Source organism: Mucilaginibacter sp. P2_A4 (genome assembly GCF_056405015.1).
The window spans coordinates 322032-348271 of the sequence record NZ_JBFUCX010000005.1; the positions used below are offsets into that span (position 1 = coordinate 322032).

Sequence of the window (26240 nt, forward strand, 5' to 3'; positions counted from 1 at the left end):
AAAACTTATACATACACCGTATTGCCCATAGCTCCACTATTTTTGATTAGCCGGAGGGTTTTCAGGGTTTTCTGGCGTAGTAGTAGCCGGTGCAGGTATAACGTTAGTGGTATCAATAGGGTTGCTTGTGCTATCTGTTTCTGTAGTATCGGCAACAATATGCGGTGATGGGCATTGGTAACTCTTGGTGATCTTGCTCCATGGTTTTGGGAAAGGGCCGTAAGTATAGCCTGATTTAGGATCGGCATAAACTTTTTCCATAAAGCGTCCAAAAATAGGGAGTGCAGTATGTGAACCTTCACCAGTTTCTGATGTAGTAAAGTGTACACTTCGGTCATCGGCGCCAACCCAAACACCTGTAACCAGGTCTTTGGTGATACCCATATACCATCCGTCAACATAATCAGATGAGGTGCCGGTTTTGCCGCCAATCTGGTTGTCTTTTTTCCATAGTCCGGGGTATTCCCACAAAGCCTGTGAGGTACCACCCGGTTCTTCCATACCACCGCGAAACATGTAAAGCATCAGCCATGCAGTTTCTTCGCTCAATACTTTTTCTGTTTTTAATTCAAATTCATCCAGTACATTACCATCCTGATCTGTGATTTTGGTAACCAGTAAAGGATCAATCTTTTGGCCCTTGTTCAGGAAGGTGCTATAAGCCCGTACCATTTCATAAACCGAAACATCATTTGAACCCAATGATACCGATGGAACCGATTTTAACGGGCTTTCGATACCGCATTTATGGGCGTACTGCACAATTTTATCCCAGCCAACTCTTTCTGTAAGCTGTGCGGTAATGGAGTTTACGGATTTGCCCATGGCCCAGCGTAATGACATTTCCTGGTACGAGAAATGGAAATCGGCATTGTTTGGCTGCCAAACTTCATCTTTTCCATTATCCTTGTATTTGATGGTTACCGGTTGGTCGGTAAATTTATCGCATGGCGTAAAGCCGTTATCCAAAGCGGTTAAATAGGCAAATGGTTTAAACGTTGAGCCCGCCTGCCTGCGCGACTGGTTTACATGGTCGTAATTAAAAAAGCGATGATCTATACCGCCAATCCATACCTTTATTTTACCTGTTGATGGCTCCAGGGTCATCATGCCGGTATTTAATATTTTGGCGTAGTATTTAATAGAGTCGATAGTTGAAAATGTAGTGTCCTGCTCGCCGTTCCATGTAAAAACGGTCATCCTCTTTTTGGTTTTAAAATAATCGTTAATCTTTACGGTATCGCCGGCATACTTTTTATGCAGCAGGTTATAAATAGGAAGCCTTTGTTCGTTTTTCAAAATAAAATCCTTGATCTCGACACCTTTAGAATCACGCCATGGGTTTTTATTGCCCCAAAGGTTATTGAACCGTTTTTGCAGCATCTTCATCTTTTCGGCAACAGCTTCTTCGGCATATTGCTGCAGGTGGGAATCAATAGTAGTGTAGATTTTTAAGCCATCCTCGTAAAGATCATAGCCATTTTCTTTACACCATTTGTCAAGCCATTTTTCAACCGCGCGGCGTATGTAAGAGTCACCATGAGAGTCCTGCTCCACATAGCTCAAATCAAGCTTAATGGGTGATGCTGTGCTGGTGGTATATTGCTCTTTCGTGATGTAGCCATATTTTTCCATTTGCCCTAACACCGTATTACGGCGCTCAGTGGCACGTTCTGGGTTGCGGATAGGGTTGTAATTTGATGTCGCTTTCAGCATTCCAATTAATAAAGCGGCTTCGGCGGGCGTAACCTGGTCGGGCTGTTTGTTGAAGTATTTTAGCGAAGCAGTTTTAATGCCGTAAGAGTTATTACCGAAGGGAACAGTATTGAGATATAAGGTAAGAATTTGCTGTTTGGTATAAACGTGCTCTATTTTAAAAGCGGTAAGCCATTCTTTACATTTATATACAATAGTGCGTATAAACGGCACGCGTTTAATAAAGCCCTGCGATTTACGTTTGCGGGTTTCGAAGAGGTTTTTTGCCAATTGCTGCGTAATGGTACTTGCCCCGCGGCGGTCGCCCTTGGCGGTGGATAGCAGACTGGTAAAAAACGAATAAAAATCAACCCCGTGGTGACTGTAAAACCTTACATCTTCTGTAGATATAAGGGCGTTTACCAGGTTGGGGGAGATGTGTTTTAAATCAACAGGAGAGCGGTTCTCCTTGTAATATTGCCCTATTAATTTACCATCTGCTGTGTAAACCTCAGAGCCTACCGACATTACAGGGTTTTTAATATCCTGCATATCAGGAGAGTATCCTGACAGCCATAGGAAGTTGAGCTCGATAGAGCAAAAGAAGATAATAATGAAGTATATAAATATGGCTATGAACCTCAGAAATCGGTTTCTTATTCGTCTGAACATTGGGTAAAGATGTAAAATTATAGGGCTAAATCATAGCTCCCAAACAAATATTAATATATGCTGTTCCTTAAAAATTAATAATATAATCATTATTCGCCTTTTTACCTGATAAGGGCGTAAAAGCATTATTCATCGTAAATTAATTGTTACCCCATTTTTGGTAAATAATATTTAGTATTGAATAAAATGCAGGTATCGGCTAAAATAAACAGCATTATAATCAACGCAATTTTAACACCTAAATTTTACGTTAACAAAGCGTAAAGCAAATTTTTTATCATGAGTAATATAGTCGACAAGTTTAAGGTCCACCATGGCAAGAGTTTTTCACTTAAAGATTTTGATCCTGGTTACTCAGATGGTTTTGAAAAAGAGAATGCAAAAGCTATTTTGAAGAACCTGATAGCAGAAACATTTGACGTGCAAACAGAGCTTTATGCTGCTAATAAATATGCGCTGCTCATCATTTTCCAGGCTATGGACGCGGCCGGAAAGGACAGTGCCATAGCACATACATTATCGGGACTAAATCCCCAGGCCTGCCAGGTTTTTAGCTTTAAGCAGCCCAGTACCGAAGATTATGAACATGATTTTTTATGGCGACACTACCGTGCATTGCCAGAGCGGGGCCGCATAGGGATCCATAACAGATCGCATTACGAAAATGTGTTGGTAACCAAAGTACACCCAGAACTTTTGCTAAATGAACATTTACCTGGAATAAAGGAAGTTAAAGATATTCATCCAAAGTTTTGGGCTAAGCGCTATGAAAGCATCCGCTCATTTGAAAACCATTTAGTTAATAATGGAACTGTGATCATTAAGTTTTTTCTCCATGTTTCTAAACATGAGCAAAAGGAGCGGTTTTTAGAACGGATAGATGATCCGAAAAAGAATTGGAAGTTTGCGGCGGCAGATATTGAGGAACGGGGAAGGTGGGGCGATTATATGGAAGCTTATGAAACAGCTATCCAGGAAACAGCTACCAAAGATTGCCCTTGGTACGTAGTCCCTGCTGATAAAAAATGGTTTACCAGGATAGCTATTTCATCCATTATTCTGGACACTTTAAAGGGTTTGAAATTAAATTATCCGGTATTGGATAAAGAGGAAAAGAAAAAACTGGATGAATCAAAAAAGTTGTTGTTAAAAGAGTAATAAAGGCCTTAGATAGGTTAAAAAACTATGTAAGGCCTTTATCTCCATTATATACCCGAAAAAACAGATTGGGCTGGTTCACCAATTAGCGGCATTGGTTTTCTTTGACCTCCGATGGCCCCAATAAGCCCAATTACCCAAATTATAAAAAGGGCTACTCTTACCAGCCAAAGTATTGTTAAACTGAAAGATGCACCCGGAGAAAATAAAAGGGCACCGGCAGCATAAGAAACAATCATTGAAACCAGGTGGAAAAGCAGGGTTTGCCTGATCTGGTAACTTGCAAGCGCGGTTTTATTGTTTTGATAAAGCGCAAAATATGCTATAAGCCATCCTACAATTGTAAAATAACTAATGATGCCCGCTAATTTGCCGTCATCTTTTGATGAGAAATCGTTCATGAGGTGAAGGTTAATTTAAGTGATAACTAATTATTAAAGCTAACCATATTTATTATCAAATGTTTAGCTTGTGAGCTAATTTATTCCACCTTGGTTTCCATCAGCAAAATGTACCGTTTAGCGGTTTAATAACTTCCGGATTTTAATGTCCCCTTCTTAGTTTTTTAGTTTTATAAAGGTAGCCTCGTCAACAAAACTGCTGTTGCCATTGCTGATGGCTATTGCCTTAACTGTTGTATTGGCCGAAATTATAATAGGCTGGGTATAAAGCAATGAATTTGCTGTTGGCGTTAATCCATCCACGGTGTAATAAATTTTAGCACCGGGCCCGGCGCTTTTTATTTGGATGCTGATGGGCGTTTTGAATGATTTGGATGGAGCTATGATGTAAGGAGTAGTCACGATGAGGCTATCGGTGATTTTTGATGTTGGTTTTTCAATGTCATGTATGAACATCTTATTGGCCAGTTTGCCTGCAAATACCTCAAATTCGCCACCATTGGCAATATCAGCAAAGTTTAAGTATAGTTTATTATATGCCTTTTTTGCAAGGCTCATCCCCTGCAGATAGATGTTTCCTTTGCCTATGCTTGCGCCGGAGTTAATGATGCTGAACTGTTTTCCGTTCTCCAGATTAATAACAGCCTTATCAAACTGCGGCACACCTACCTGGAATTGCTGTTGCCCCGGTGCAATATTATAGATGCCCAGTGAACTCATTACATACCAGGCTGACATTTGTCCGCAATCTTCATTACCGGCCAATCCATCGGGTTTGTTGCTGTATTCTTCGCGCAAGATGCGGTCAATATAAAACTGGGTTTTATCCGGCGAATCTGTAAAATTATACAAATAGGCCATGTGATGGCTCGGTTCATTACCATGTGCATATTGGCCTATCAATCCGCTTACATCGGGTATATCACTGCCTTTTAGTTTTGATTCGGTGGTAAACAATTCGTCCAATTTTGCTTCAAAAGCTTCTTTGCCACCCATTGCTGCCATCAGGCTCTCCACATCCTGCGGAACAAAAAAAGAGTACTGCCAGGAATTGCCTTCGGTGTAATTGTTGTTGATCTCGGCAGGGTCAAAAGGGGTTAACCAGCCGCCATTGCTGCGGGCCTGCATAAAACCATTCTGGTTGTTATAAACGTTTTTCCAGTATTGCGCACGTTTTATGTATGCTGTATAATCCTCTGGTTTGTTGAGCATTTTAGCCATTTGGGCAATACACCAATCGTCATAAGCATACTCTAGTGTTTTAGATACAGATGCCTCTTCCTGATCAGAAAGTACTGCGCCATTTTTACGATAGATATCCAACCCAAATTGATTGCGGTTTACCGCGGCTTTCATAGCTGTAAAGGCTTTCTCCGCATCAAAATCACGAATCCCCTTCGCGTATGCATCTACTATAACCGGGATGGAATGATTACCGATCATACAATATGTTTCGGTACTGGCCAATGGCCATATCGGCAGCAGCCCGCCCTGGTCATACATCGCCAAAAATGATTTAACAAAGTCGAGCGTGCGTTTTCTGTCAATGAGGTTAAGCAGTGGGTTTTCTGCCCGGTAGGTATCCCATAAAGAAAATACGGTGTAGTAATTAAATCCCTGCGCGGTATGCACCTTTTGTTCTAAGCCCCTGTATTTACCATCTACATCATTATAAATGCTGGGCGCCAGCATACAGTGATATAAAGCGGTATAAAAAATGGTTTGTTTAGTTTTAACCTCATCAACCGGGCGTGCTTTTTTACCTTTGGGCATTGGGCTGGACGGATTGGTGACACCTGGCTGATCATTAAGTTCAGCTTGTTGCGAAGATGATAGTCCGCCGCCTTCTACCTGAATTTTATTCAATTCGGTATTCCAGGCTGCTCTGGCTGTCTTTTGGATCTTTTTAAAGTCGAAATCAGGTACCTCGGTATCTAAATTTTTTAAGGCCCCATCTGCATCTACAGCCGAGATCCCTACTTTAGAAATTACTTCACCGGGGTCATCAAACTGTAAATACATTTTGATGTTTTTGCCTTCCACTTTGTTTTTTCCCTCTTGCAATTTATCATTAACGGCAATGCCGTATGTTTTAAACGGTTTAGAAAATTTGGCATAAAAGTATACCTGCTGGTCATTAGCCCACGATTTTGATTTGCGGTAACCGCGAATCTCATGGTTATTGATCACCTCTATCCATGAATCAAGCACTTCATCGCGGTGTTGAAGATCTATGATGATATTGGCTTTTTCGGCGTTGGGGTAATTGTAGCGGTGTACACCTACACGTGTGGTCGCGGTAAGTTCAACGCCGATGTTGTATTTATCCAGCAGGGTTTTATAGTAGCCTGGGGATGCTGACTCGTTCTTCTTTTTAAATACAGAACGATATTCGGTATTTTTAAACTGCGGGTCGCCGGTAGTAGGCATAAATAATACATCGCAATAATCAGGAATGCCCGTACCGCTTAAGTGCGTATGCGAAAAGCCGTAAACCACCGTATCTGTATAATGGTAACCCGAGCAGCCGTCCCAGCCATCCAGCCGGGTATCGGGGCTAAGCTGCATCATCCCGAAAGGCAGCACAGCACCGGGGTAAGTATGCCCATGCCCGCCGGTGCCAATAAAGGGGTCAACCAGTTGGGCAAAGTCTTTATCTTTTCTTTTTTGTGCTGATGCAGTTAGCGTTATGGTTAATAATAAAGTAAGTGCAAAAGCATTACAAAGTACAGATCTGATGGCTGACATATGGGTAAATACTGTTTTATTATATCACGCAAAATAAAACTTAAATATTACAATATACTGCTACCATAAATTTATACAGCAATGAGGTAGATATGCAGATGAGGATGGAATCTTTTAAGGGGAAAAAATTTAATTTATTTGAGTTTCGATTTTTTTAATACTATTGATATTGCGTTTAACGGGCAAATTAAAAAAATGAGATTTACTTGCAAAGATCAAGCTGTCTTTCTTAAACATTGAGTCAAAAAACACGGTAACGCTCTGACCTGTATTATCCGTCAACCGAAGGCTTGTATGAAGCGTAACCGGTATTTTAAATTGTTTTCCGTCCTTATCGGTTACCTGGATGCTATCAATTCCATTGTAAAAGTTTTTTCCGTTTTTCAATAATACCCCTGTAAGACCGAGCCTGAAATCGTAGGCATCGGTTATTTTTTCCGGTTTAATATTTTCGAGCTGGGTTGTTAAACTGGCAGGGGTCATGTAATAGGTTTTGCAGGACGTTGCGGATAGCAGGATAACCAGGAGCGAACAAAATACTTTCATATAAGGAATGGGTGTGTTGTAATAAGCCTCTAAAATATAGATTCATCTAATTCCCTGCAAGACCTAAAGCTCCTAATAAAAAAACGCCCGGGTGTTTGCCCGGGCGTTTTGTATGGAGTTAGGCATTTCTTACAACGCCCATTTTTTTCAATAGTTTTCGGTTTTCCCTTCGATGGATCAAACGGTGAACTATGGCATAAATAATAGGTAATATAAGTAAGGTTAATATGGTTGAAGTAACCAAACCACCGATAACCACAATAGCTAATGGTTTCTGCGTTTCAGACCCAATACCCGTTGATACCGCTGCAGGCATCAAACCTATAGCTGCCATCAGCGCAGTCATTACTACCGGCCTTACCCTGCTTATTACCCCATCTAATATGGCTTTATCAAGCGGGATGTGTTCTTCCAGGTTCTTTTTGAAAACGGATACCAGGATTACCCCATTTTGAATACATACCCCAAACAAGGCTATAAAACCAATACCTGCCGAGATGCTGAAATTGGTACCGGTTATGTGCAATGCAAGTATACCACCTATTAACGCGAACGGTACGTTCATGATAACCAGTGTGGCATCTTTAGCGTTACCAAACGTGATAAACAAAATAAGGAATATAACCAGCAAACATATAGGCACTACGTGCGCCAATGTATTTGATGCGCGGATCTGGTTTTCAAACTCGCCAGCCCAAACATCGGTGTATCCATGCCCAAAGGTAACTTTTGAGTGAATTTTATCCTGAGCTTCCCTGATAGTACTCCCCAGGTCGCGGCCACGAACAGAGAATTTTACGGCAATGTACCTGGTATTATTATCCCTGTAAATAAAGGCAGGGCCGGTGATGGTTTTAATAGTGGCAATTTCCTTTATCGCAATTTTTGATCCGTTTAAGGTAGGCACCATCAGGTTTTCTATCTTATCTTCTGTATCGCGGTATTGCTGCTGGTATCTTATCCTGATATCAAACCGGCGTTCGCCTTCATATAATTCAGTTGCGGCTTTACCACCTATAGCCATTTCAATTACAGAGTTGGCATCGGCTGTTGAAACGCCGTACAGCGCCATTTTACGCTGATCAAGCTCAATCCTGAACTCCGGCTGACCTAAATTGCGCAGTACTCCAAGATCTTCGACTCCCTGAACAGTTTTCAGGATTTTTAATACACTATCTGCTTTATGATCAAGCGTTTGAAAATCGGGTCCAAATATTTTTACAGCTAATGCCGCATTAACACCCGCTACGGCTTCCTCTACGTTATCACGGATGGGTTGAGAGTAATTGAATACGGTACCGGGGATTTTGCTCAGCTGCTTATCCATCTGGTCAATCAGCTGGTCTTCGGTTAAGCCGCTGGGCCATTCTTTTTTGTTCCTTAAATCCACCTGGATCTGTACATCAAAGAAGCCCTTAGGGTCGGTACCATCATTGGTACGGCCAACCTGTGCCAGTGTTTGTTTTACCTCGGGAAACTTATGCAGTATTTGCATCATTTTTTGGTTGATGCTTTCCGCTTCAGACAGTGAAACGCTCATCGGTAGTTCGGCCTCAACCCATAGGGCGCCTTCGTTAAGGTCAGGTAAAAACTCCGAACCTAAAAACCTGGCCGAGAAGAAAGTGATGGCCATAAAGGCTACCGCTACTATAAGACTAAGCTTTTGATTTTTATATGTGAAATTGAACATCCTGCGGATGCCGTTCTCAAAAAAGATAACAACCGGGTTATGTTTTTCCCGCACATTTTTTTGCAACAGGATACTTGATAATGCAGGTACCAATGTAAGGGTAAATATTAGCGCTCCAAGGAGTGCAAAGCCTAAGGTATAAGCCAGCGGACTAAACATTTTACCTTCAACTTTCTGGAATGCGAAGATAGGGATGAGGCAGGTGATGATGATAAGCTTTGAAAAGAAGATAGCCTTGCCCATTTCGGCGCCTACATTTTTAAAGAGGCCGAGTTTTGCGAGCCCATTAAATTTTTGCATGCCCACTTCTTTGGCCTTATGATCAAGCGCCACAAAAATGCCCTCGACCATTACAACAGCACCATCTATAATAATACCAAAATCGACCGCCCCCATTGATAACAGGTTGGCGCTCATTCCTTTTATTCGCATACATACGAAGGCAAAAAGTAACGACAACGGGATAATGATGGCTACCGTTAAGGTAGTACGCCAGTCGGCCATGAACAGGAACACGATAACGGTTACCAGGATAATACCTTCGCAAAGGTTATGGATCACCGTTTCGGTACAAAAATCCATCAGGTTGGTACGATCATAAAAGGTATCAATCTTTACATCCTTTGGTAAAATATTCTCGTTCAGATCTTTTACCTTATCACGTATCCGATCTAAAACTTCGGCAGGGTTTTCGCCTTTACGCATCACGATGATACCTTCCAGCACATCTTTCTGCTTATCACGGCTTACCTGCCCTAAACGCGGCAAACCAGCTTCTTTAATATCGGCAATATCCTTGGCCAGGATAGGTACGTTGTTTACGTTTTTAATGATGATGTTCTGGATCTCTTCAATATTGTTGATAACCCCGATGCCACGTACTACATAGGCCTGGTCATTTTTTTCAATCACATCACCACCTACGTTGATGTTGCTGCGGTTAATGGCGGTGTAAACATCCAGCGATGTTAGCCCGTATTTTTGCAAAAGAGAAGGGTTAACACTAACCTCGTAAGTTTTTTCTTCGCCACCAAAACTGTTAACATCGGCAACACCAGGAACGGATTTGAATTGCCTGTCCAACACCCAATCCTGAATAGCAGTAAGCTCATGGATTGATTTGGTATGGCTTTTAAGTGTGTAACGGTAAATTTCACCTGTTGGGCCATAGGGGGGCTCAACCTCGGGCTTAACGCCATCGGGTAAATCGGCGTTACCCAAACGACTCAACACCTGCTGCCTTGCAAAAGCATCATCCACATCATCATCAAAAATAATGCGCACGTATGATAAGCCGAAAGCTGAGGTTGTACGCAGGTTAGCTTTTTTTTGTACCGAGTTTAAAACGGTCTCCATCGGGATGGTGATCATTTTCTCCACCTCTTCGGCGCTGCGGCCAGGCCACTGGGCAATAATGATGATCTGCGTGTTGGTTACATCGGGAAACGTCTCGATGGGCGTATTCATGTAACTCCATATACCAAGCACAACCAGTACCAGTGTCATAAAAAACACAAAATAGCGGTGCCTTAGCGAAAAGTAGATTATATTTTTAATGAATTTATTCATTGTAATAGTATCAAGTAATTAGTATCAAGTAGCAAGACTTTTTTCTTTGGGAGATGGGTTTAATATCAAGTTGTTAGGTTTGTATTATCAGGTATCTAAGCTGCCCGATATTCTCCGGTCTTGATACTTGATACTGACTACTTGATACTACCTACATTAATCTCCTGCTAAAGCATCGTATAAAAGCAAACCATTTTTGGAAATCACCTTATCACCCGCGTTTAACCCTGATGCTATGTAGCTTACATTATCTACTGTTTTAATGACGCTTACTTCGCGCACCTTTAAATTGCATTTGTCGTTATATACAATTACAAAATTTTTGCTGCTATCAAATATTACCGCCTTTGCAGGTATGGATACCGCTGTTGCCGCATCGTTATTGGTGATAACCACATTGGTAAACATTTCTGGCTTCAAAAGCATGTCTTTATTGGGCAATACCACTTTTATTTTCATTACCTTATTGTCCGGATCAAGCACCGAGCTTACCGCATCAATTTTACCGTCGAAAACCTTACCCGGATAGGCTATTGTGGTTACTTTGGCAGTGTAGCCGGTTTTAACTTTGCTGATGTCTGATTCAAATACGTTGGCCCAAATCCATACATCTTTCATATTTGATATGGTGAATAGGCTTCCGTTATTATCCTGGCGGATGAAGCTACCTGTAGTTACATTTTTTTCAACGATATAGCCACTTTCCGGCGCCTTTATTACCAGGGTGCCACCGGCATTGGTATTGCCACCGCCATTGATAGCTATCTGTTGTTGTATTTTCCTGTTGGCGGCTTGGGCTTTATTGAAATTTTCTTTAGCTTCGGTATAATCGCGCTCGCTTGAGATACCGTTTTTATATAGGTATTCGGCCTGTTCAAGCTGGCGTTTTGATATCGCCAGGTCGGATTTGGTAGCCGTAAGATCGGTATAGTTACCTGCAACATCGGCACTGCGCATAATTGCCAGTGTTTGACCTTTGCTTACCTTATCACCTAAGGAAACCTTCACATCCAATATTTGCCCGCTTGAAAAAGGAAAAACTTTAACAACGGTATTTTCATCATTTGATACCTGGCCCGAAAGGGTAAGCTCATTTTTTATAGCGGTAGTTTTGGCAGTATCAATGGTGATAATTTTGGCCATTGAATCGCTCACACATATTGGTTTGTTTTCTGCAACGGGCTGAGTTTTTCCTTTACAGGCAGCCAAAAACAGTAAAGCCGAAAGAGCAGGTATCAGCGTTTCTCTTTTCATCATATATAGTATAAAGTGTTTTAAGATTTTATTATAGTGGTGCCGGTGGCGAAGTTTAGATCGGCGATAGCCTTTTGCAAGTTATATTGCTGTTGAAGTATTTTAAGTTTGGTATCCTTATAGGTATCAAAAAAATCAACAAACTCCACCAGGCTAATTTGCCTTTGCTGAAAACTTTTAAGCATGCTGCTAAACAGTTTATCATACTGCTCATTAAACTCCAGTTGCTGGGTTGAAAACAACTGTTGGTTTAATTTATACTGGTTTACAGCTGCAACAACATCATTTTTAAGCTGAAGCTCATTTTGTTTTACCGTACTTTCCTGGCTTTGGATATTGTATTTAGCCGATTTGATATTACCCTGGTTGCGGTTAAAGAAGGGCAGGGGTAAGCCAATTTGTAAACCATAGTAATTTCTGGCATAGCTGCTGTTTTGATCATACGCGGCGCCTATGGTAACATCGGGCACAGCCAGTGCTTTTTGATAAGCAAGGTTATGGGTTGCCGAGCTTAATTGATATTGGTTAGATAAATAATCGGGCCTGTTGGTTTTGGCCTGTTCTATTAGTGTTGGTATATCAAGCACTACGGTTTCTACCGGTTTATCATTTATCAGTGGGTAAACAAAAGCTGTTTCTTTGGTTTGTAATAAAGTTTTCAGCTCGGTTTGCAGGCTGTTGATTTGGCGGTTGTTTTCCACCATGTCGTTTTGCAAGCCAAAAAGCAAAGCTTTAAGCCTGATGAGGTCCTTCATAGAGGTATTACCCGCATCAAATGATTTTTGGATAGCGCCTACCAGGTTTTTTGCCGAGTTAATTTCATTTTGATAAACCTTCTCCTGCGCGTTAAGCGTAGCCAGCTGGCTAAAATCTAACTGCAAATTGTATCGCAGGTTACGCATCAGGTCGGCGAATGCAGCTTCCTGAACTTTGGCATCATCTTGCGCCACCTGTACCTGCTTGCCGCGTTTGCCGGCAGTAGCAAATACCTGGCTAAGCTGCACAAATACTTGCCCGCCACCATTGTTGTGGTTAAAAAATTTGCGGCTGCCACCATCCCATATGTTCTGGTCGGTGCTAAGTACGGGGTTATCCCAAAGTTTGGCTTGTTGTATGAGTGCTTTTGACGCCTCAATATTATATTTTTGGGCTAATAGACTCAGGTTGTTTTCCAAAAACTGTTTTTCGGCGTCCTGAAAGTTAATTTTAACCGTGTCGGTTTGGGCGGTGGCCCGGTTTGTATTACAGCAAAAAAATACAACTAATAAAAATAGCAGGGTTTTTATTTTATACATTGTCCTCAATTCAATTCAACTTTGCAAACATTAGTAACAGGTATGAATTTTCTATGAAGATCGTTTTAACAATATAAATTAAAATAAAGGTTGAATTTTTTAATGTCTACAACAATTTAAGGTTGCTGTAGCGTTATTTAAATATCTGTAAATCAGTAAGTAATTTATTATTAGCAGCTACGAATCAAGTGATTCGCTGCTGCTACAACCACATTTTTTTTATTGTAATACGAAATAAATCACAGAAACCTTAAATTCCCGTTTTTCCTTCTACGTGTACATTTACCTCACTTGCATGGGGCATTCCAAGTGTTTTACCAGGAATTACCTGCAGGTAATATTTAAGATAGCTATCCATTACCGAATGCGAAAGACGGAGATAATTATCTTTAAATGACTGATTGAAAAATGGAATTAAAGGCTTGCCGTAATACATCTGCCCATCTAAGGTAACAAAAACGGTGAAGGAATAATAAAAATTAGCGTAAGCTTTGCTAATGGCAATATCATATGTGGGATTCATATAATCATCACTTGTATTGAAATGATTTAACATGTCGCCCTCGGCAATCCATTTTTTAACTTTTACACTGGGGCTTTTGCTTGTGAAAACAACTGGTTCCCTGGCAGAAAAGGCTTTTTTATAATCTTTATTTGCCACAGCTGATAATGATCTGACATATAAAGAATCTTTACGGCTGGGTCTTCTTAATACCCCGGTATCGCTATGAAGGGTATTTTTTATGTAATCATTGTTATAAAAGGTCATGAAAACCCGGACCCCTTTTGTATCAACCGAGTCACCGTAGGCTTCAAGTACTTCGAGCCTGAGGCTGTCTTTATTCATCTTTTTTACCTTGAGCCATGTTCTGGCTGTGTTAAAAACAGAATCATATCCCCTGGTAAGCGGAAAGTTTATAAACCGGCCTTTTGTTGGGCTGTAGATACTTACTGAATCGTCTGAAACAAAATTCATTTGCCATTGAGGTTCCAGTTGGTAGCCGTAATTATTAAAAGAAAGCCCATTTGCAGTGCGCCGTGAAATTTCTGTATAAGTGCTACCGAATATTGGTTTAAACGATATCCGGTCCTTTTCGCCATCATGTTTAACTACGGCAGGTTGTTTGCAGCCTTGATTAAGAAAGTTAATTGATAACATCAAAATTAACCCTGAAAGTTTTATTATCGGTTTCATAAGGCTATTTAATTTAGGTTAAAGGAATATACATTAAATATAGGCTATTGATTTTTAAAAAGTTAATATTTGTGAATATTTTAAAATAGGAGTACTATTACCTAACAGAGTTTAAAACCATTTGCCAAAAGGCAGGTTAAATTTAAAAAACAGCAAATCGATGGGAGTTGAAATTGAGCGAAAGTTTTTGGTTGATCAGGAACAATGGCAGCAACTGCCTAAGCCAATAGGAACGTATTTTAGACAAGGATACATTTTAAGTGATGATACTAAAACCATCCGCATCCGCGTAACGCCCGACCAGGGTTTTATTACCATAAAGGGTAGTACAAAAGGTATTAGCCGCCTGGAGTATGAGTACACCATACCTGCTGTTGAAGGGGAAGAATTGCTGGATAATTTTGCAGTTTCTGAATTAAGGAAACGACGTTACTGTATTGAAGTTGCGGGTAAGGTTTGGGAAGTTGACGAATTTTTAGGAGAAAATAAAGGTTTGCTGCTCGCAGAAATTGAGCTTGACAGCGAAGATGAAAAGTTCATACTCCCGCCATGGGTTACCAAAGAGGTTACCGGCGACGATAGGTATTACAACTCAAACCTGGCTGTAAAGCCGTTCAGTAAATGGTAAATGTGCGCTATATTTTAAGCGCACTCCGGCAAGCCAAACAATATTTCAGATTCGGATTCATCATTAACCGTTTTTACGTATTTATTTCCTTCGGGGCAGAGGGCTGGGATGAGGCAGGTTTTGTTTCCGCTATCATCTAAAATATAGGCTTCGCCTTCTTTATTCTTTATCCAGTCATGCAGTTTGGTCCGCTCTGTTATTCCCTTCACGTTTATGCGCTCGTTCACCCACTCCAATGAATCGATAGCCACATACGGATTGTGATGCAATTTTGCATCGGTTTTAATACAAAGTATACGTACAGCCATATCAAATTGCTTTAATTATTAGGTGCTATAAAATTAAAGCAAATGTTAAAGCGATGGAATAGGTGTTTTCACCCATTTTAACGTACGTATAATTACTTAACCAGATAGGCGGTTGCCTGCGACCGATTAGCTAAAACTTTTTGGTAAAGTGATGATAAGGGCTTGTGGTAAAACTTTGAAAACGCAAAAGCCCCGGCTTAAACAAAATTAAGCCAGGGCTTTATAGGTTAATAAAATATTAAGCCCAGCCAGTGCCTTTTTTTGCATTACCATTGCTGATATGCTCTTCGGCTGTAGCTTTGCCCATAATAGCAGCCATTTTGTTTCCTGCGGCATCTTTGCCGGTAGCAATGTACCTTCCCGATTTAATATCAATCACAGGATCAATCATCGGTACATTCTTAGTTTTTGTTTTTACTGAATACGCGGTAATACCGCTTCCTTTTTCTGTTGCCATGATAAGTTTCTTTTTTGTTTTTTAGTTTAACTCCATTTATACTGAATTGTTTTCAGCTTAGATATAATTGGTTTCGAGTTGTAAACATGCATTAAAATTTTTTAATTCAAAATGTTTCGTATAAATAATTTGTTAACACATTTACTTTTTTGTTAATAATGAATAAATAACCGTATCGGCAAAGCTTCCATTAACTAAATGATCTTCCTTAAAATAACCCTCACGTACAAAATTATTGCGCTGGAGCAGTTTAAGGGATGCTGTATTTTGGGGATCAACATTAGCCTGGATACTGTGCAGGTGCATCACTTCAAATCCAAAGTTTAAAACAGCAGCTATAGCCTCCTGCATAATACCCTTACCCTGGTGTACCGGGTTTAAGAGATACCCAATCTCGGCCCGGTGATTTTCCTTTTCTATCCGCCAAAAGCCTATACTTCCAATAAATTCGGCATTGGTTTTAAGCGATATGCACCAGGTAATGCCATTGTTGCCTGCAAGCAAATCATCAATTACATTTATCAATGCTACAGCGTCATCCACCGTTTTGGCCAACGGGCGACCGATATATTGCATCACGTCCGCATCACCGCGCAATTTAAAAAGGCTGGCTGCATCAGCATTAATAAACCGACGAAGCATTAAACGTTCTGTAGTTAAAACCGGAAATGGTGAAAAGTTTGGATTGAGCATATCCTGATTATGGCTTAACGTTTTGCATGAGCGAACTGTTGAACTTTACAATCAACCTGAACAGATCTTTATACTTATTGAGTGGTAAGGTGGCGCTGATATCAAAAACATCGTGGTAAGCTTTTATACCTCCCAAGGTGTATATGAAAAAAGCAGGTACACCTTTTTCTGTAAATAAATAATGGTCGCTATTGGCGGCTTTTCCGCGGGGCATCACCTTTACAAAGTAATGACCCTCGTTGTTAATTTGCTGTATGGCGGCAAACTCCTTTGGATATACGGTTGCGTTTACTACCGTGATTCCATCTATGCCCGTGCCATTAAGATCAAGGTTGATGAGAAAGCGGACGCTTTTTAAAGGCATAAGCGGGTTTTCTGTAAAGTATTTGGACCCGAGTAAGCCAGCCTCCTCGCCAGAAAAACCAATGAACGCCATGGTATATGGCTGCGGATTTGCCGCGTAATATTTGGCCAGACTTAGCAATTGGGTAAGTCCGCTGGCATTATCATTAGCGCCGGGGAAATAGGTATCGCTGCCCATGCCTCCCAAATGGTCATAATGCGCGGTAATCATAATTATAGAATCGGGCTTTACTGTACCCTTTACTAAACCACAAACGTTAGCGTTTTTAAAATTGGGGATAACCTCGTTTTCAATAGCAACTTTAATGGACGCTGGCATTTGTTTCAAAGCCTTTTTATCAACTTGTATCAGTGTAAAATCAAGCGCTTTACCTTCAACAGACCAGGTAAGTTTATCTTCTACAGAAACAATAACTCTGTTTTTGCGATCAACAAAGTGTGTGCTATCCGTTTGCTCCAGTTTGCCTGCGCCGGTAACGCCTTTACTCTCCGGGCTTACAATAAATTCTTTACCGGGGATGAGCTTAATCCCATTTATAGTAACCTCCATTTTGCCGGGGAATATATTAACCGGGTAACTAAATTCCTGCAGGTAACTTTTGCCATCCATAGGTTTTACACCGTAGCTGTTAAATTGTGCCGATATAAAAGCCGCGGCTTTGTGTACGCCATCATGTGTATAACCGCGCCCCCAAAAGTAGGGAGATGTAAGGGTATCAACTATCTTACGGGCAAAAAGGCTGTCCTGGGCAAAACTAAGGCTGGATATGAAAAGGAATAGGAGTGTAAGTTTAAATTTCATTTATAAAATTATGTATTTAGTTTACTTTTTGTTGAACGGGCTGATTAGTTTAAATTGCCCAGGTAAAAAACCGGATAAGTACGCGAAATGAGTGTCAATATTAACCACATCAATTATTACAATATACTTGCCATGTTGGTTGCCTCATGCCTTGCCTTGTTTATTCCGTTTGAACTGGTGCTGCTATCATACGCTATACTTGGCCCGGCGCATTACCTTACCGAAATTTCATGGCTAAACGGGCGACAATTTTTTACGCTGAAAAAGTATGATTTTCTGTTGATAGTAAGTGTAGTTATAGTCACGGTTTTGCTTAAACTGCCTTTTGCCAATCTTGTTTACTATGCCTTTGGTCTGTCGTTTATTATGCTGGTAACCAATAATTTTTTTACACGCCTGTTTGCTTTTGCCTTACTTGTAGCACTGGGGTACTTCTTGCTCACCAACAATTTACTGCGAACCATTTTTGGGCTATATATTCCTACACTTATTCATGTTTATATCTTCACCGGGGCTTTTTTATTATTGGGGGCATTAAAGAACCGCCATTTTTCTGGTTACCTGGCATTATTTATATTTTTGGTTTGCCCGGTATTGTTGTGCCTGTTGTTTACCAATTTGCACCAGGCGCCAACGCAATGGGCCATGAGCAATTATAAACATTTTGCACACCTCAATACTGTAACACTGCGTAACCAGGCCATAAATATTTATACAAACCAGGCCAGTATTGTATTAACCAGGCTTATTGCTTTTGCCTATACCTATCATTATATTAACTGGTTTACCAAAACAAAAGTGATTAAATGGCACCGCATTTCGGTAACAAAAGCGGTTATTGCTGGGCTTATCTGGATAGCCTCCGTTGGCTTATATTTTTATAATTATAATTTAGGTATTAAATGGTTGTTTATACTTAGCCTGGCGCACGTTATATTAGAATTTCCGCTTAATCACCGCAGTTTTATGGGGATAGGGAGGGAGTTAAAGGAGCGATTCTCTACATAAAACTATCCGCTTCCCTGTAAGCTTTTATCAAAGCAAGCTCACCTTCTTTACCTTGCCCGGCTGTGCCATGCTCCATGCCCAAAACGCCACGGTAGCCTTTGTTATAAATGTGCTTAAATATGTTTTTGTAGTTTACTTCGCCGGTGCCTGGTTCTTTACGGCCGGGGTTATCGCCTATCTGGTAGTAACCAATTTCGTCATAAACCAAATCAAGGGTAGGGATAATATTGCCCTGGTTGCGCTGCACGTGGTACATATCATACAGGATTTTGCATGACGGACTGCCCACAGCCTTACAAATAGCATAAGCCTGATCAGGAGTACGCAGGAAAAGGTCGGGATTATCACTCAACGGCTCCAATACCATAATAACACCATGCGGCTCCAATATGGCTGTGCCCTTTTTAATCGCTTCTATTACGTTGCCGGTTTGTACGCCAATGGGCAGGTTGCGCACAAAATCGCCGGGTACTACCGTAACCAGCTTGCTGTTGATGCGTTTAGCAATTTCAACGGCCTGTTTACAGGAGGCTAAGAATTTTTCAACTTGGTCGGCTTTGCCCGATGCCAGCATATTACTATCGTTACCCAAACCCGGTTGCACAAAAACCCCCATGCCCATACCCAGTTTGGCCAGTGTATCGCCTATTTTTTTCTGTTGATCTTCGGGGCGGCCGCTCATTCCATTGTCCTCTATTGACCGGAAACCTTTGTCATATGCAAATTTTATCTGCTCAATAAAATCATCACCTGCATGGTTTTTAAACATGCCATCATGAATGCCATAATTAAGATTGAATGGTTTATCGGTAGCTACCGCGGTTAAACCGGCTGGATCAGTACTGCCTGTAAGCGTGGCCGCTTTTAAAACACCGGTTGTAAGTAATGATGCACCTGCAAGTACCGAGCTTTGCACAAAATTTCTGCGTTTCATAGGTTTTGATTGGTTTGAGCAAGCAAGATAGTTTTTTGAGAATAAAGGACAAAGGATTTATGGATAAAAGAAAATACAGGTGATAAAACGGGGATTTAATGGGTTTCTTCATCCTAATGTCACAACAAATAAAACCTTCACAAATAATTTGCATTTTAGACTTTTTGGTCTAATTTTGTTCTGTCAATCATCAACAACATGGGCAAAGCAGAAAGAACAAGGCAATTTATTATAGAGCAGGCCGCACCGCTCTTTAACGAGAAGGGGATAGCCGGCACCACAATTGATGATATACTTGCCGCTACCAAAATGGCAAAAGGCGGGCTGTATGGTCATTTTGAAAACAAAGAGGAAATTGCAACGGTAATGGTTGATTACCTGCTGAATAAGCTAGGTAATAAAATAGCCTCGGTAATAAACAAGGAGAAAACAGCCATCAAGAAGCTTTTTGCTTTTATTGATGTGTATAAGGATCCCATCAACTCGTATATAGCCGGCGGCTGTCCGATACTCAACTTTGGTGTGGAAGCGGATGATACTAATCCTGCCATTAAACAAAAAGTAAAGGTCATGATTGAAGAAGGGCAGCAAGGCTTTCGCGACATCATTAATGAGGGGGTAGCCAATAAAGAGTTTTCTGCAGATATTAATCCGGCAGAAATGGCCATGAAGATTTTTACTATGCTGGAAGGCGGCATGATGATGTCTCGTGTTACAGGTAACACTAAATATATGCATGATATTATCAAGATGCTTAAGGCTGATTTGAAGAGCTACCAATTAAAATAACTATAAAGATTAAATATACCGAACCTGATAAAGGTTTTTTTAAATACTAAAAATAGACCAAAAAGTCTAAAAAAAATAAATTGATAAACAAAATGAAAACTCAAAAAGTATTATTTGTAACCGGCGCCTCAAAAGGTTTTGGTTTATAGATCACAAAAACAGCCTTAGCTGCAGGCGATAAAGTTGTAGCAACCGTGCGCAGTAAGGCCGATCAATTAGCGGCAGCCCTTGGTAATAATCCCGATTTGTTGGTGGTAACTATGGATGTAACCAACGAAGAACAGGTAAAAGTTGCAGTAAAGCAAAGCATCGATCATTTTGGTAAAATTGATGTGCTGATCAACAATGCTGGTTTTGGAATAGTTACCGCCATTGAAGAAGCTACTGACGCCGAAGTGAAAAATCAATATGAAACCAATGTATTTGGTTTATTAAACGTGATTCGTGCGGTTTTACCTCATTTGCGTGCACAACGCTCCGGGCATATCATTAATGTATCATCATTGTTTGGGTTTGATGCAATACCGGGCTGGGCGCTATATGGATCAACCAAATTTGCAGTTGAAGGAATTTCAAAAGGATTAGCTGTTGAATTGGCTCCGTTAAACATAAAAGTTACCGTTGTTGAACCCGGTTTGTTCAGCACCGATTTCCTGAGCACTGAATCATATACCGCATCAAAAAATATCATTGCCGATTATGATACAACCGTAGGCCCAATGAGGGCAATGGTCGATCAATTACACGGCAACCAGCCGGGCGATCCCAAAAAGCTGGCTAAAGTTGTTGTTGACCTTGCCCACACAGAAAACCCTCCGTTACACTTGCCAATTGGTAAAGATGCTGTTGGCACTTACAAAAACAATGCAGAAAAAACAGGTAAAGAAATTGATCAATGGATCGAAGTTTCAACCAGTACAGATCACGAATAATTACAAATTAACAAACAACCATTAACAAAAATCATGTCAACAAAAAAAGTAGCCTTAATAACAGGCGCAAACCGCGGTTTAGGATTTGAAACCGCAAAACAATTAGGAGAAAATGGAATCGCTGTAATAGTAGCAGCACGCCAGTTAAGTGCCGCCGAAGCTGCGGCAGCAGAGTTAGCCGCCCAGGGTATTGAGGCTTATGGCATTCAGCTGGATGTTACAAACCCTGAACAAAGGATAGCTGCTGCGGCCTATATTGAAAATAAATTTGGCAAGCTGGATATCCTGGTAAACAACGCTGGTGTGGGGCCTAAAAATGATTCGGCATTTGTAAAGAAAAACGTTGAAACTACTGCAGATGAATTTGAGTATGTTTTTGAAACCAATTTTTTTAGTGTTGTTTACCTTACCAATGCCTTGCTTCCTTTATTGAAGAAAAGCGATGCCGGCCGCATAGTTAATCTATCAAGCATATTGGGGTCGCTTACTGTACATTCTATACCTAATGGTCCTATAGATGCAGCCAAGAGGTTATCATACAATGCCTCAAAAACCGCTTTAAATGTTTTTACGGTGCATTTGGCCCAGGAATTACAGGGTACAGGTATTAAAGTAAACTCAGTACACCCGGGTTGGGTTAAAACCGAAATAGGTACAGAACATGCTCCAATGGAAATTCCGGATGGTGCTAAAACCAGCGTAGAGATGGCTTTAATTGGCGAAGATGGCCCTAACGGTAAATTTTACCATTTGGGTAAAGAGATGCCCTGGTAATCAGGCATAATATACCATGTAATAAAAGAGGGCGTTGTTTTTAAAACAGCGCCCTCTTTTATTATTCATTGGAAATCCTATTTAAAACAGGAAGCTATTTTCCGGTTATTGTAACGTTGAATTTTCCGTTGGTGATGGATTTAATTTTGCCGGTTCCGTTGCCTATAGAAATTGTATTGGTAACGTTGCCTTTAAAGGTTCCCTGGATGTTGGTTGCGCTTATTGATGTTACTGTAACTGATACCAGTTTAGCAGTATTACTATCATCGTTAAAATAGTCATCGTTGTCATCAGGTGCATATAACAGCAGTGGCTTGTCGCTCGCATTGGCTGCTGCTGCAGAATATGTTTTACCAGCCGTTATGGTGCCATTTAAAGTTATTGAGATAACAGCCTTATTTGACGCGGTACCTGTTACACTTGTGAATTTTACGCCGCCAACGGTGCCTGTAAGGCCAACCGCGTTGTTAAATGTTGTGGCCGTTCCGTCAATACTTGCTGAAATTGAGGTTGATACTGTTGCTTCCTTATCATCTTTTTTACATGAATTTAGGGTTATTACGCCAAATGTTAGGGTTAACAGGATAATTGCTTTAATTGCTTTCATTGTTTGTGCAGGTTTGTTAAGTGATATGGTTTAGTTATATGTTTTATTATTCAATAATCTATTGATAATCGCGCAAAGATATTTAATAATAACTTAGATATCTTTTATTATATGTTAAATAATTGATTTTTTAAATTATTATATTGTATTTAAAAATATAAATGTTTTTATCTGTTACATTAAAAACTGAGTTTTTTGTTGCGTAGGAGGAATGCATTTTAATTAAATATAAGGTTGATTAAATGCACTGTACAAGGAGGGAGAAGTCCTTTTGATATAAAAAATCACCCGAAAAGTAAAAAGGATACCAATAGTTAAATTTATACAATTTTAGCCGGTGCTGCTTTTATAATATTGTGCATGCATTTACTTATAAAGCTTTACAAGCCGTATACAATCCTTTTAATATTCATATTGGTGACGGCTAAAATCAGTCATGCACAGCAATCGGCAAATTATCCTAAAGTGACAGGTTACTTTAGTGTTTTTAATCCCGTTGCAACCTGGAATAAAGATGGTGTCACCAGCAATTTTTCTGACGTTTATACCATTTGCTTTCCGTTTGGAGTTAATATTTTAAAAAGCGACCACTTTGGGGTGAGCTTTGAGGTTGCGCCGGCAATCCGCACAGAAAAAAATATATCAAAGGTAAATTCTGTTTTATTTCATCCCGGTGCCATGTTTCGGTTTAAACATGGCTTTACCTTTATCGGTCGCATGGCTTTTGAAACAAATGGCCGTTTTGGGTTTACACCTGTTTTTAACCAAATGATTGTTAAGGGAAAAGATGCCGGTTTTTTTGTTTCGGTACCCTTGCCGGTAAGGTTTGGCAATAACCTGCCGGCTTCTGTAACAACCGGCCTGCAATTGGGTGTAACTTTTTAAGCAGATCTTTAATAAACAATTCACGGGTTAAGGATCAAATTCATCGCTGTTCTTCTAAGTTGTAACTGAAATTATTGTTTTCAGGTAGATGTATCCTCATAAAACATCTATAGTTATAGTGCTGCGTCTCTCCCTCCAAAAAAATCTTCCGCCATTCACCGATGTTTTCACCCCGTTGGCCGATGAAAACAGGGTGTACATCTAATTCACCCAAAATGGCTGTAACGTTTTAAAAATGGTGGCGTCTTATTGGTGTATTTAAAAATATAAAAACACAATCACTTGACAATCAAAATATTAATATCATGAAAACAACATTCTTTACCATCGCCGCTTCATTAGTTTTAGTAGCTGGTTTATCAACATCAACTTTCGCATCTACAAAAAATACTCAAACTGTTGCTACTGTTTTAACCGATGTAAGCAACATCAGCAAAATCGAAATCCGCGGTAATGTGGAGCTTTACGTATCTGCCGGCACAACAGACCAGGTGAAGGTTTACAATAAATATTATGCCGAAAGCGCTTTGGTGCAAAGCTCAAAAGGTGTATTGCGCATTGCATCATACACTGCAGAAAAATTGGTAGTATGGGTAACAGCAAATGATCTGCGTGCCATCAGTGCTTATGATAATGCCGAGGTAAAATCATTTGGTAACTTATCTGCCATCGATCTGGAAGTTAACCTGCACAACAACGCTACTGCTAAACTTAAATTGGAAACTTACAATACCAATGTTAACGTAAGCGACAATGCTAAAATTGAGCTTACAGGTACAGCTACCGTGTATAACTTAAACCACAACCTGCAATCAAGTGTAAACAACAATAACTTTGTTGCCGGTACTTATAATGATAGAGTAACAAACGGTACTACTGCCAAAAACGAAAATGATTTAGCCGGTATATAATATATAAAAAAGCTTTTGCAAAAGTCCATCATATATTCTGAAAAGCTATCGCTCAAATGCGGTAGCTTTTTTTATTTTTGGTGTAACTTCCTGTTTATAAACAACGTCATAAAAAAGAAACACTATGAAAAAGTTCAGGTTAAATATTGCGGTGCTGATTGCTATGGTATCGGTAAGTATATTTACATCATGCCGTTACCGGTGTGTGCATGGTTCTGGTAATATTACTACCGAAAACCGCAAGGCCAATGAATTTAACAAACTGGACATTTCTGGAGAATTTAGGGTTCATTTAAAACAGGATAGCTCATTAACCCTTAGCATTACCGGCGATGATAATCTCCTTAAATATGTATCAACCTCTGTTGAGGGGAATCTGTTAACCATTAAATCTAAAAAGAATTTCTGCACTGATGATAGTATTGTTGTCAACATAGGAATTCGTTCCCTGAAAGAAATTGGCGCATCGGGCGCGGTAAGTGTATCATCGAACGGCAAAATAAATACCGGCGATATTAAATTTGATCTGTCGGGAGCTACTAAGGTAAACCTTGACCTCAACGCGGCCAATGTAATAACCGAAGGCAGTGGTATGAGCGAACTTAATTTAACCGGGCAGGCTGCATCGCACCGTGTAGAATCAAGCGGGGTATCAAAGATCAACGCCTTTGATTTTGTGGTTGGTGATTATGAGATAAATACCTCGGGGGTAAGTCATTGCAGGATCAACGTATTAAAAACGTTAAACATACATTCAAGCGGTGCTGCCGATATTGAATATAAAGGTTCGCCATCAACAGTAAATAATGATAAGTCAGGGGCATCAACTGTAAAAAAGGTTGATTGATGCCGGCCTGTAAGTAAAACCCACAACCTTTTGCCTTATCATGAAAAAGTTTTTAAAGTATACAGCTTACATTGTAGTAGCCGTAATTTTAATTGTAATTGCCGGTGTATCATACGTTACATTGGCCCTGCCCAATGTTGGCGAACCCGAAAATATTAAAGTGGAAATAACGCCGCAACGCCTTGAACGCGGTAAATATCTGGCTAATCACGTAACCTTGTGTATGGACTGCCACTCCACCCGCGACTGGAAAAAGTTTGCAGGCCCAATGGTTGAGGGTACCGATGGTATGGGCGGTGAAAAATTTGATAACAAAGTAGATTTTCCCGGCAACGTACAAGTGCCCAATATAACCCCATATCATTTAAGTAACTGGACCGATGGCGAATTATTCCGTGCTATAACCACGGGCGTTAAAAAAGATGGTTCGGCTATATTTCCGCTGATGCCCTGGCCGGGCTATTCAAAAATGAGCAGGGAAGATGTTTATGCTATTATAGCCTACCTGCGCAGCCTTAAACCAATAAAAACAGACTATCCCGAACGTAAGCTTGATTTTCCGTTGAACGTTTTAGTACACACCATGCCCCAGAAAGCAACTTTGGGTGCCGTACCAAATGAAAAAGACACACTGAAATACGGCGAATACCTGGTTACAATTGCAGCCTGTAAAGATTGCCACAGCCAGGTTAACCAGGGTAAAGCAATAGCCGGGCTGGAATATGCCGGTGGCCGCGAGTTTAAAATACCCGGTAATGGAATTGTGCGGTCGGCCAATATCACTACTGATAAAGTCACCGGTATTGGTTCATGGACAAAGGAGCAATTTGTTAATCGTTTTAAAACCTATGCGGATAGCTCACGGAAACCGGTTGACGTAGGACCTGCTGAATTTCAGTCAATTATGCCGTGGTATAGATATGCAGGTATGAAGGCCGGCGATCTTGAAGCTATATACGCCTATATGCGAACAATTAAACCGATAAAAAATAGGGTAAGTAAATTTACGCCCATGTAAATTAGGAATTAAATTAAAATAAATTCATACTTTTGCGCCTCGAAATTTGTATAGTCCGCAA

General features: G+C 40.3%; 24 protein-coding genes. 10 read left to right on the forward strand and 14 right to left on the reverse strand.

Annotation, left to right across the window (positions count from 1 at the left end):
* Positions 1–36 precede the first annotated feature (36 nt).
* Positions 37–2367 carry a penicillin-binding protein 1A gene (locus AC1DYB_RS12490; RefSeq protein ID WP_477435296.1) on the reverse strand — a complete coding sequence of 777 codons (2331 nt, stop codon included), beginning with the start codon at positions 2365–2367 and terminating at the stop codon, positions 37–39.
* Between the two features lie 279 nt (positions 2368–2646).
* On the opposite strand from AC1DYB_RS12490, the gene AC1DYB_RS12495 reads away from it, so the two are divergent.
* Entirely contained in the window at positions 2647–3525 is an 879-nt protein-coding gene (locus AC1DYB_RS12495) for a polyphosphate kinase 2 family protein (protein WP_477435298.1), read from the forward strand.
* 47 nt (positions 3526–3572) lie between these two features.
* Here the strand turns inward: AC1DYB_RS12495 and AC1DYB_RS12500 are convergent, their stop codons facing one another.
* From AC1DYB_RS12500 to AC1DYB_RS12530, 7 genes are all read right to left on the reverse strand, one after another.
* Positions 3573–3926: a hypothetical protein gene (locus tag AC1DYB_RS12500; protein WP_477435300.1), complete on the reverse strand. Its 354-nt coding sequence runs from the start codon at positions 3924–3926 to the stop codon at positions 3573–3575.
* A 156-nt stretch (positions 3927–4082) separates the two neighbouring features.
* Positions 4083–6674 (reverse strand): GH92 family glycosyl hydrolase, encoded by a 2592-nt coding sequence (locus tag AC1DYB_RS12505; protein ID WP_477435302.1) that lies wholly within the window; start codon positions 6672–6674, stop codon positions 4083–4085.
* A 129-nt stretch (positions 6675–6803) separates the two neighbouring features.
* Positions 6804–7220, reverse strand: coding sequence for a hypothetical protein (locus AC1DYB_RS12510; protein ID WP_477435304.1), 417 nt, complete (start codon positions 7218–7220; stop codon positions 6804–6806).
* Between the two features lie 118 nt (positions 7221–7338).
* The gene (locus AC1DYB_RS12515) at positions 7339–10479 is read right to left on the reverse strand and encodes an efflux RND transporter permease subunit (protein ID WP_477393975.1); all 3141 of its coding nucleotides are present in this window, start codon (positions 10477–10479) and stop codon (positions 7339–7341) included.
* Between the two features lie 156 nt (positions 10480–10635).
* Positions 10636–11736: an efflux RND transporter periplasmic adaptor subunit gene (locus AC1DYB_RS12520; protein WP_477435306.1), complete on the reverse strand. Its 1101-nt coding sequence runs from the start codon at positions 11734–11736 to the stop codon at positions 10636–10638.
* Between the two features lie 17 nt (positions 11737–11753).
* Complete coding sequence (locus tag AC1DYB_RS12525; RefSeq protein WP_477435308.1) at positions 11754–13028, reverse strand: TolC family protein; 1275 nt, start codon at positions 13026–13028, stop codon at positions 11754–11756.
* A gap of 250 nt (positions 13029–13278) precedes the next feature.
* Positions 13279–14223, reverse strand: coding sequence for a hypothetical protein (locus tag AC1DYB_RS12530; protein WP_477435310.1), 945 nt, complete (start codon positions 14221–14223; stop codon positions 13279–13281).
* Positions 14224–14383: 160 nt separating this feature from the next.
* Here AC1DYB_RS12530 and AC1DYB_RS12535 point away from each other — a divergent pair, with 160 nt between their 5' ends.
* Positions 14384–14851 carry a CYTH domain-containing protein gene (locus AC1DYB_RS12535; RefSeq protein WP_477435312.1) on the forward strand — a complete coding sequence of 156 codons (468 nt, stop codon included), beginning with the start codon at positions 14384–14386 and terminating at the stop codon, positions 14849–14851.
* 14 nt (positions 14852–14865) lie between these two features.
* Here the strand turns inward: AC1DYB_RS12535 and AC1DYB_RS12540 are convergent, their stop codons facing one another.
* The 4 genes from AC1DYB_RS12540 to AC1DYB_RS12555 all read right to left on the reverse strand — a co-directional run bounded on the left by AC1DYB_RS12540 (position 14866) and on the right by AC1DYB_RS12555 (position 17474).
* Positions 14866–15159 (reverse strand): hypothetical protein, encoded by a 294-nt coding sequence (locus tag AC1DYB_RS12540; protein ID WP_295719738.1) that lies wholly within the window; start codon positions 15157–15159, stop codon positions 14866–14868.
* A gap of 238 nt (positions 15160–15397) precedes the next feature.
* Entirely contained in the window at positions 15398–15616 is a 219-nt protein-coding gene (locus AC1DYB_RS12545) for a hypothetical protein (RefSeq protein WP_295719736.1), read from the reverse strand.
* A gap of 141 nt (positions 15617–15757) precedes the next feature.
* Positions 15758–16309, reverse strand: a complete 552-nt coding sequence (locus AC1DYB_RS12550) for a GNAT family N-acetyltransferase (protein ID WP_477435314.1) — start codon at positions 16307–16309, stop codon at positions 15758–15760.
* Between the two features lie 7 nt (positions 16310–16316).
* Entirely contained in the window at positions 16317–17474 is a 1158-nt protein-coding gene (locus AC1DYB_RS12555) for a M28 family metallopeptidase (RefSeq protein WP_477435316.1), read from the reverse strand.
* A gap of 87 nt (positions 17475–17561) precedes the next feature.
* On the opposite strand from AC1DYB_RS12555, the gene AC1DYB_RS12560 reads away from it, so the two are divergent.
* Complete coding sequence (locus AC1DYB_RS12560; RefSeq protein WP_477435318.1) at positions 17562–18482, forward strand: hypothetical protein; 921 nt, start codon at positions 17562–17564, stop codon at positions 18480–18482.
* Here AC1DYB_RS12560 and AC1DYB_RS12565 read toward each other — a convergent pair.
* Positions 18475–19416 carry a hydroxypyruvate isomerase family protein gene (locus AC1DYB_RS12565; protein ID WP_477435320.1) on the reverse strand — a complete coding sequence of 314 codons (942 nt, stop codon included), beginning with the start codon at positions 19414–19416 and terminating at the stop codon, positions 18475–18477. The genes AC1DYB_RS12560 and AC1DYB_RS12565 overlap by 8 nt on opposite strands.
* 198 nt (positions 19417–19614) lie before the next feature.
* Between AC1DYB_RS12565 and AC1DYB_RS12570 the strand changes: the two genes are divergently transcribed.
* The 3 genes from AC1DYB_RS12570 (at position 19615) to AC1DYB_RS12580 (ending at position 21911) form a co-directional block, all read left to right on the forward strand.
* A complete protein-coding gene (locus AC1DYB_RS12570; RefSeq protein WP_477435322.1) occupies positions 19615–20205 on the forward strand; it encodes a TetR/AcrR family transcriptional regulator in 591 nt (196 codons plus the stop codon).
* 149 nt (positions 20206–20354) lie between these two features.
* Complete coding sequence (locus AC1DYB_RS12575) at positions 20355–21137, forward strand: SDR family NAD(P)-dependent oxidoreductase (protein ID WP_477435353.1); 783 nt, start codon at positions 20355–20357, stop codon at positions 21135–21137.
* Between the two features lie 33 nt (positions 21138–21170).
* Positions 21171–21911, forward strand: a complete 741-nt coding sequence (locus AC1DYB_RS12580) for an SDR family oxidoreductase (RefSeq protein ID WP_477435324.1) — start codon at positions 21171–21173, stop codon at positions 21909–21911.
* Between the two features lie 94 nt (positions 21912–22005).
* Here AC1DYB_RS12580 and AC1DYB_RS12585 read toward each other — a convergent pair whose 3' ends face one another.
* Positions 22006–22518: a hypothetical protein gene (locus AC1DYB_RS12585; protein ID WP_477435326.1), complete on the reverse strand. Its 513-nt coding sequence runs from the start codon at positions 22516–22518 to the stop codon at positions 22006–22008.
* A gap of 360 nt (positions 22519–22878) precedes the next feature.
* Here AC1DYB_RS12585 and AC1DYB_RS12590 point away from each other — a divergent pair, with 360 nt between their 5' ends.
* From AC1DYB_RS12590 to AC1DYB_RS12605, 4 genes are all read left to right on the forward strand, one after another.
* Positions 22879–23403: a hypothetical protein gene (locus tag AC1DYB_RS12590; protein WP_477435328.1), complete on the forward strand. Its 525-nt coding sequence runs from the start codon at positions 22879–22881 to the stop codon at positions 23401–23403.
* Between the two features lie 305 nt (positions 23404–23708).
* Positions 23709–24314 carry a GIN domain-containing protein gene (locus AC1DYB_RS12595; protein WP_295719715.1) on the forward strand — a complete coding sequence of 202 codons (606 nt, stop codon included), beginning with the start codon at positions 23709–23711 and terminating at the stop codon, positions 24312–24314.
* A gap of 124 nt (positions 24315–24438) precedes the next feature.
* Positions 24439–25161: a head GIN domain-containing protein gene (locus tag AC1DYB_RS12600; protein ID WP_477435330.1), complete on the forward strand. Its 723-nt coding sequence runs from the start codon at positions 24439–24441 to the stop codon at positions 25159–25161.
* A 40-nt stretch (positions 25162–25201) separates the two neighbouring features.
* Positions 25202–26179, forward strand: a complete 978-nt coding sequence (locus AC1DYB_RS12605; protein ID WP_477435332.1) for a c-type cytochrome — start codon at positions 25202–25204, stop codon at positions 26177–26179.
* The last annotated feature ends 61 nt before the right edge of the window (positions 26180–26240 follow it).

Coding starts and splice junctions, on each gene's coding strand:
- AC1DYB_RS12490 (WP_477435296.1), bottom strand. CDS start 2,367: ATGTTCAGACGAATAAGAAACCGATTTCTGAGGTTCATAGCCATATTT.
- AC1DYB_RS12495 (WP_477435298.1), top strand. CDS start 2,647: ATGAGTAATATAGTCGACAAGTTTAAGGTCCACCATGGCAAGAGTTTT.
- AC1DYB_RS12500 (WP_477435300.1), bottom strand. CDS start 3,926: ATGAACGATTTCTCATCAAAAGATGACGGCAAATTAGCGGGCATCATT.
- AC1DYB_RS12505 (WP_477435302.1), bottom strand. CDS start 6,674: ATGTCAGCCATCAGATCTGTACTTTGTAATGCTTTTGCACTTACTTTA.
- AC1DYB_RS12510 (WP_477435304.1), bottom strand. CDS start 7,220: ATGAAAGTATTTTGTTCGCTCCTGGTTATCCTGCTATCCGCAACGTCC.
- AC1DYB_RS12515 (WP_477393975.1), bottom strand. CDS start 10,479: ATGAATAAATTCATTAAAAATATAATCTACTTTTCGCTAAGGCACCGC.
- AC1DYB_RS12520 (WP_477435306.1), bottom strand. CDS start 11,736: ATGATGAAAAGAGAAACGCTGATACCTGCTCTTTCGGCTTTACTGTTT.
- AC1DYB_RS12525 (WP_477435308.1), bottom strand. CDS start 13,028: ATGTATAAAATAAAAACCCTGCTATTTTTATTAGTTGTATTTTTTTGC.
- AC1DYB_RS12530 (WP_477435310.1), bottom strand. CDS start 14,223: ATGAAACCGATAATAAAACTTTCAGGGTTAATTTTGATGTTATCAATT.
- AC1DYB_RS12535 (WP_477435312.1), top strand. CDS start 14,384: ATGGGAGTTGAAATTGAGCGAAAGTTTTTGGTTGATCAGGAACAATGG.
- AC1DYB_RS12540 (WP_295719738.1), bottom strand. CDS start 15,159: ATGGCTGTACGTATACTTTGTATTAAAACCGATGCAAAATTGCATCAC.
- AC1DYB_RS12545 (WP_295719736.1), bottom strand. CDS start 15,616: ATGGCAACAGAAAAAGGAAGCGGTATTACCGCGTATTCAGTAAAAACA.
- AC1DYB_RS12550 (WP_477435314.1), bottom strand. CDS start 16,309: ATGCTCAATCCAAACTTTTCACCATTTCCGGTTTTAACTACAGAACGT.
- AC1DYB_RS12555 (WP_477435316.1), bottom strand. CDS start 17,474: ATGAAATTTAAACTTACACTCCTATTCCTTTTCATATCCAGCCTTAGT.
- AC1DYB_RS12560 (WP_477435318.1), top strand. CDS start 17,562: ATGAGTGTCAATATTAACCACATCAATTATTACAATATACTTGCCATG.
- AC1DYB_RS12565 (WP_477435320.1), bottom strand. CDS start 19,416: ATGAAACGCAGAAATTTTGTGCAAAGCTCGGTACTTGCAGGTGCATCA.
- AC1DYB_RS12570 (WP_477435322.1), top strand. CDS start 19,615: ATGGGCAAAGCAGAAAGAACAAGGCAATTTATTATAGAGCAGGCCGCA.
- AC1DYB_RS12580 (WP_477435324.1), top strand. CDS start 21,171: ATGTCAACAAAAAAAGTAGCCTTAATAACAGGCGCAAACCGCGGTTTA.
- AC1DYB_RS12585 (WP_477435326.1), bottom strand. CDS start 22,518: ATGAAAGCAATTAAAGCAATTATCCTGTTAACCCTAACATTTGGCGTA.
- AC1DYB_RS12590 (WP_477435328.1), top strand. CDS start 22,879: ATGCATTTACTTATAAAGCTTTACAAGCCGTATACAATCCTTTTAATA.
- AC1DYB_RS12595 (WP_295719715.1), top strand. CDS start 23,709: ATGAAAACAACATTCTTTACCATCGCCGCTTCATTAGTTTTAGTAGCT.
- AC1DYB_RS12600 (WP_477435330.1), top strand. CDS start 24,439: ATGAAAAAGTTCAGGTTAAATATTGCGGTGCTGATTGCTATGGTATCG.
- AC1DYB_RS12605 (WP_477435332.1), top strand. CDS start 25,202: ATGAAAAAGTTTTTAAAGTATACAGCTTACATTGTAGTAGCCGTAATT.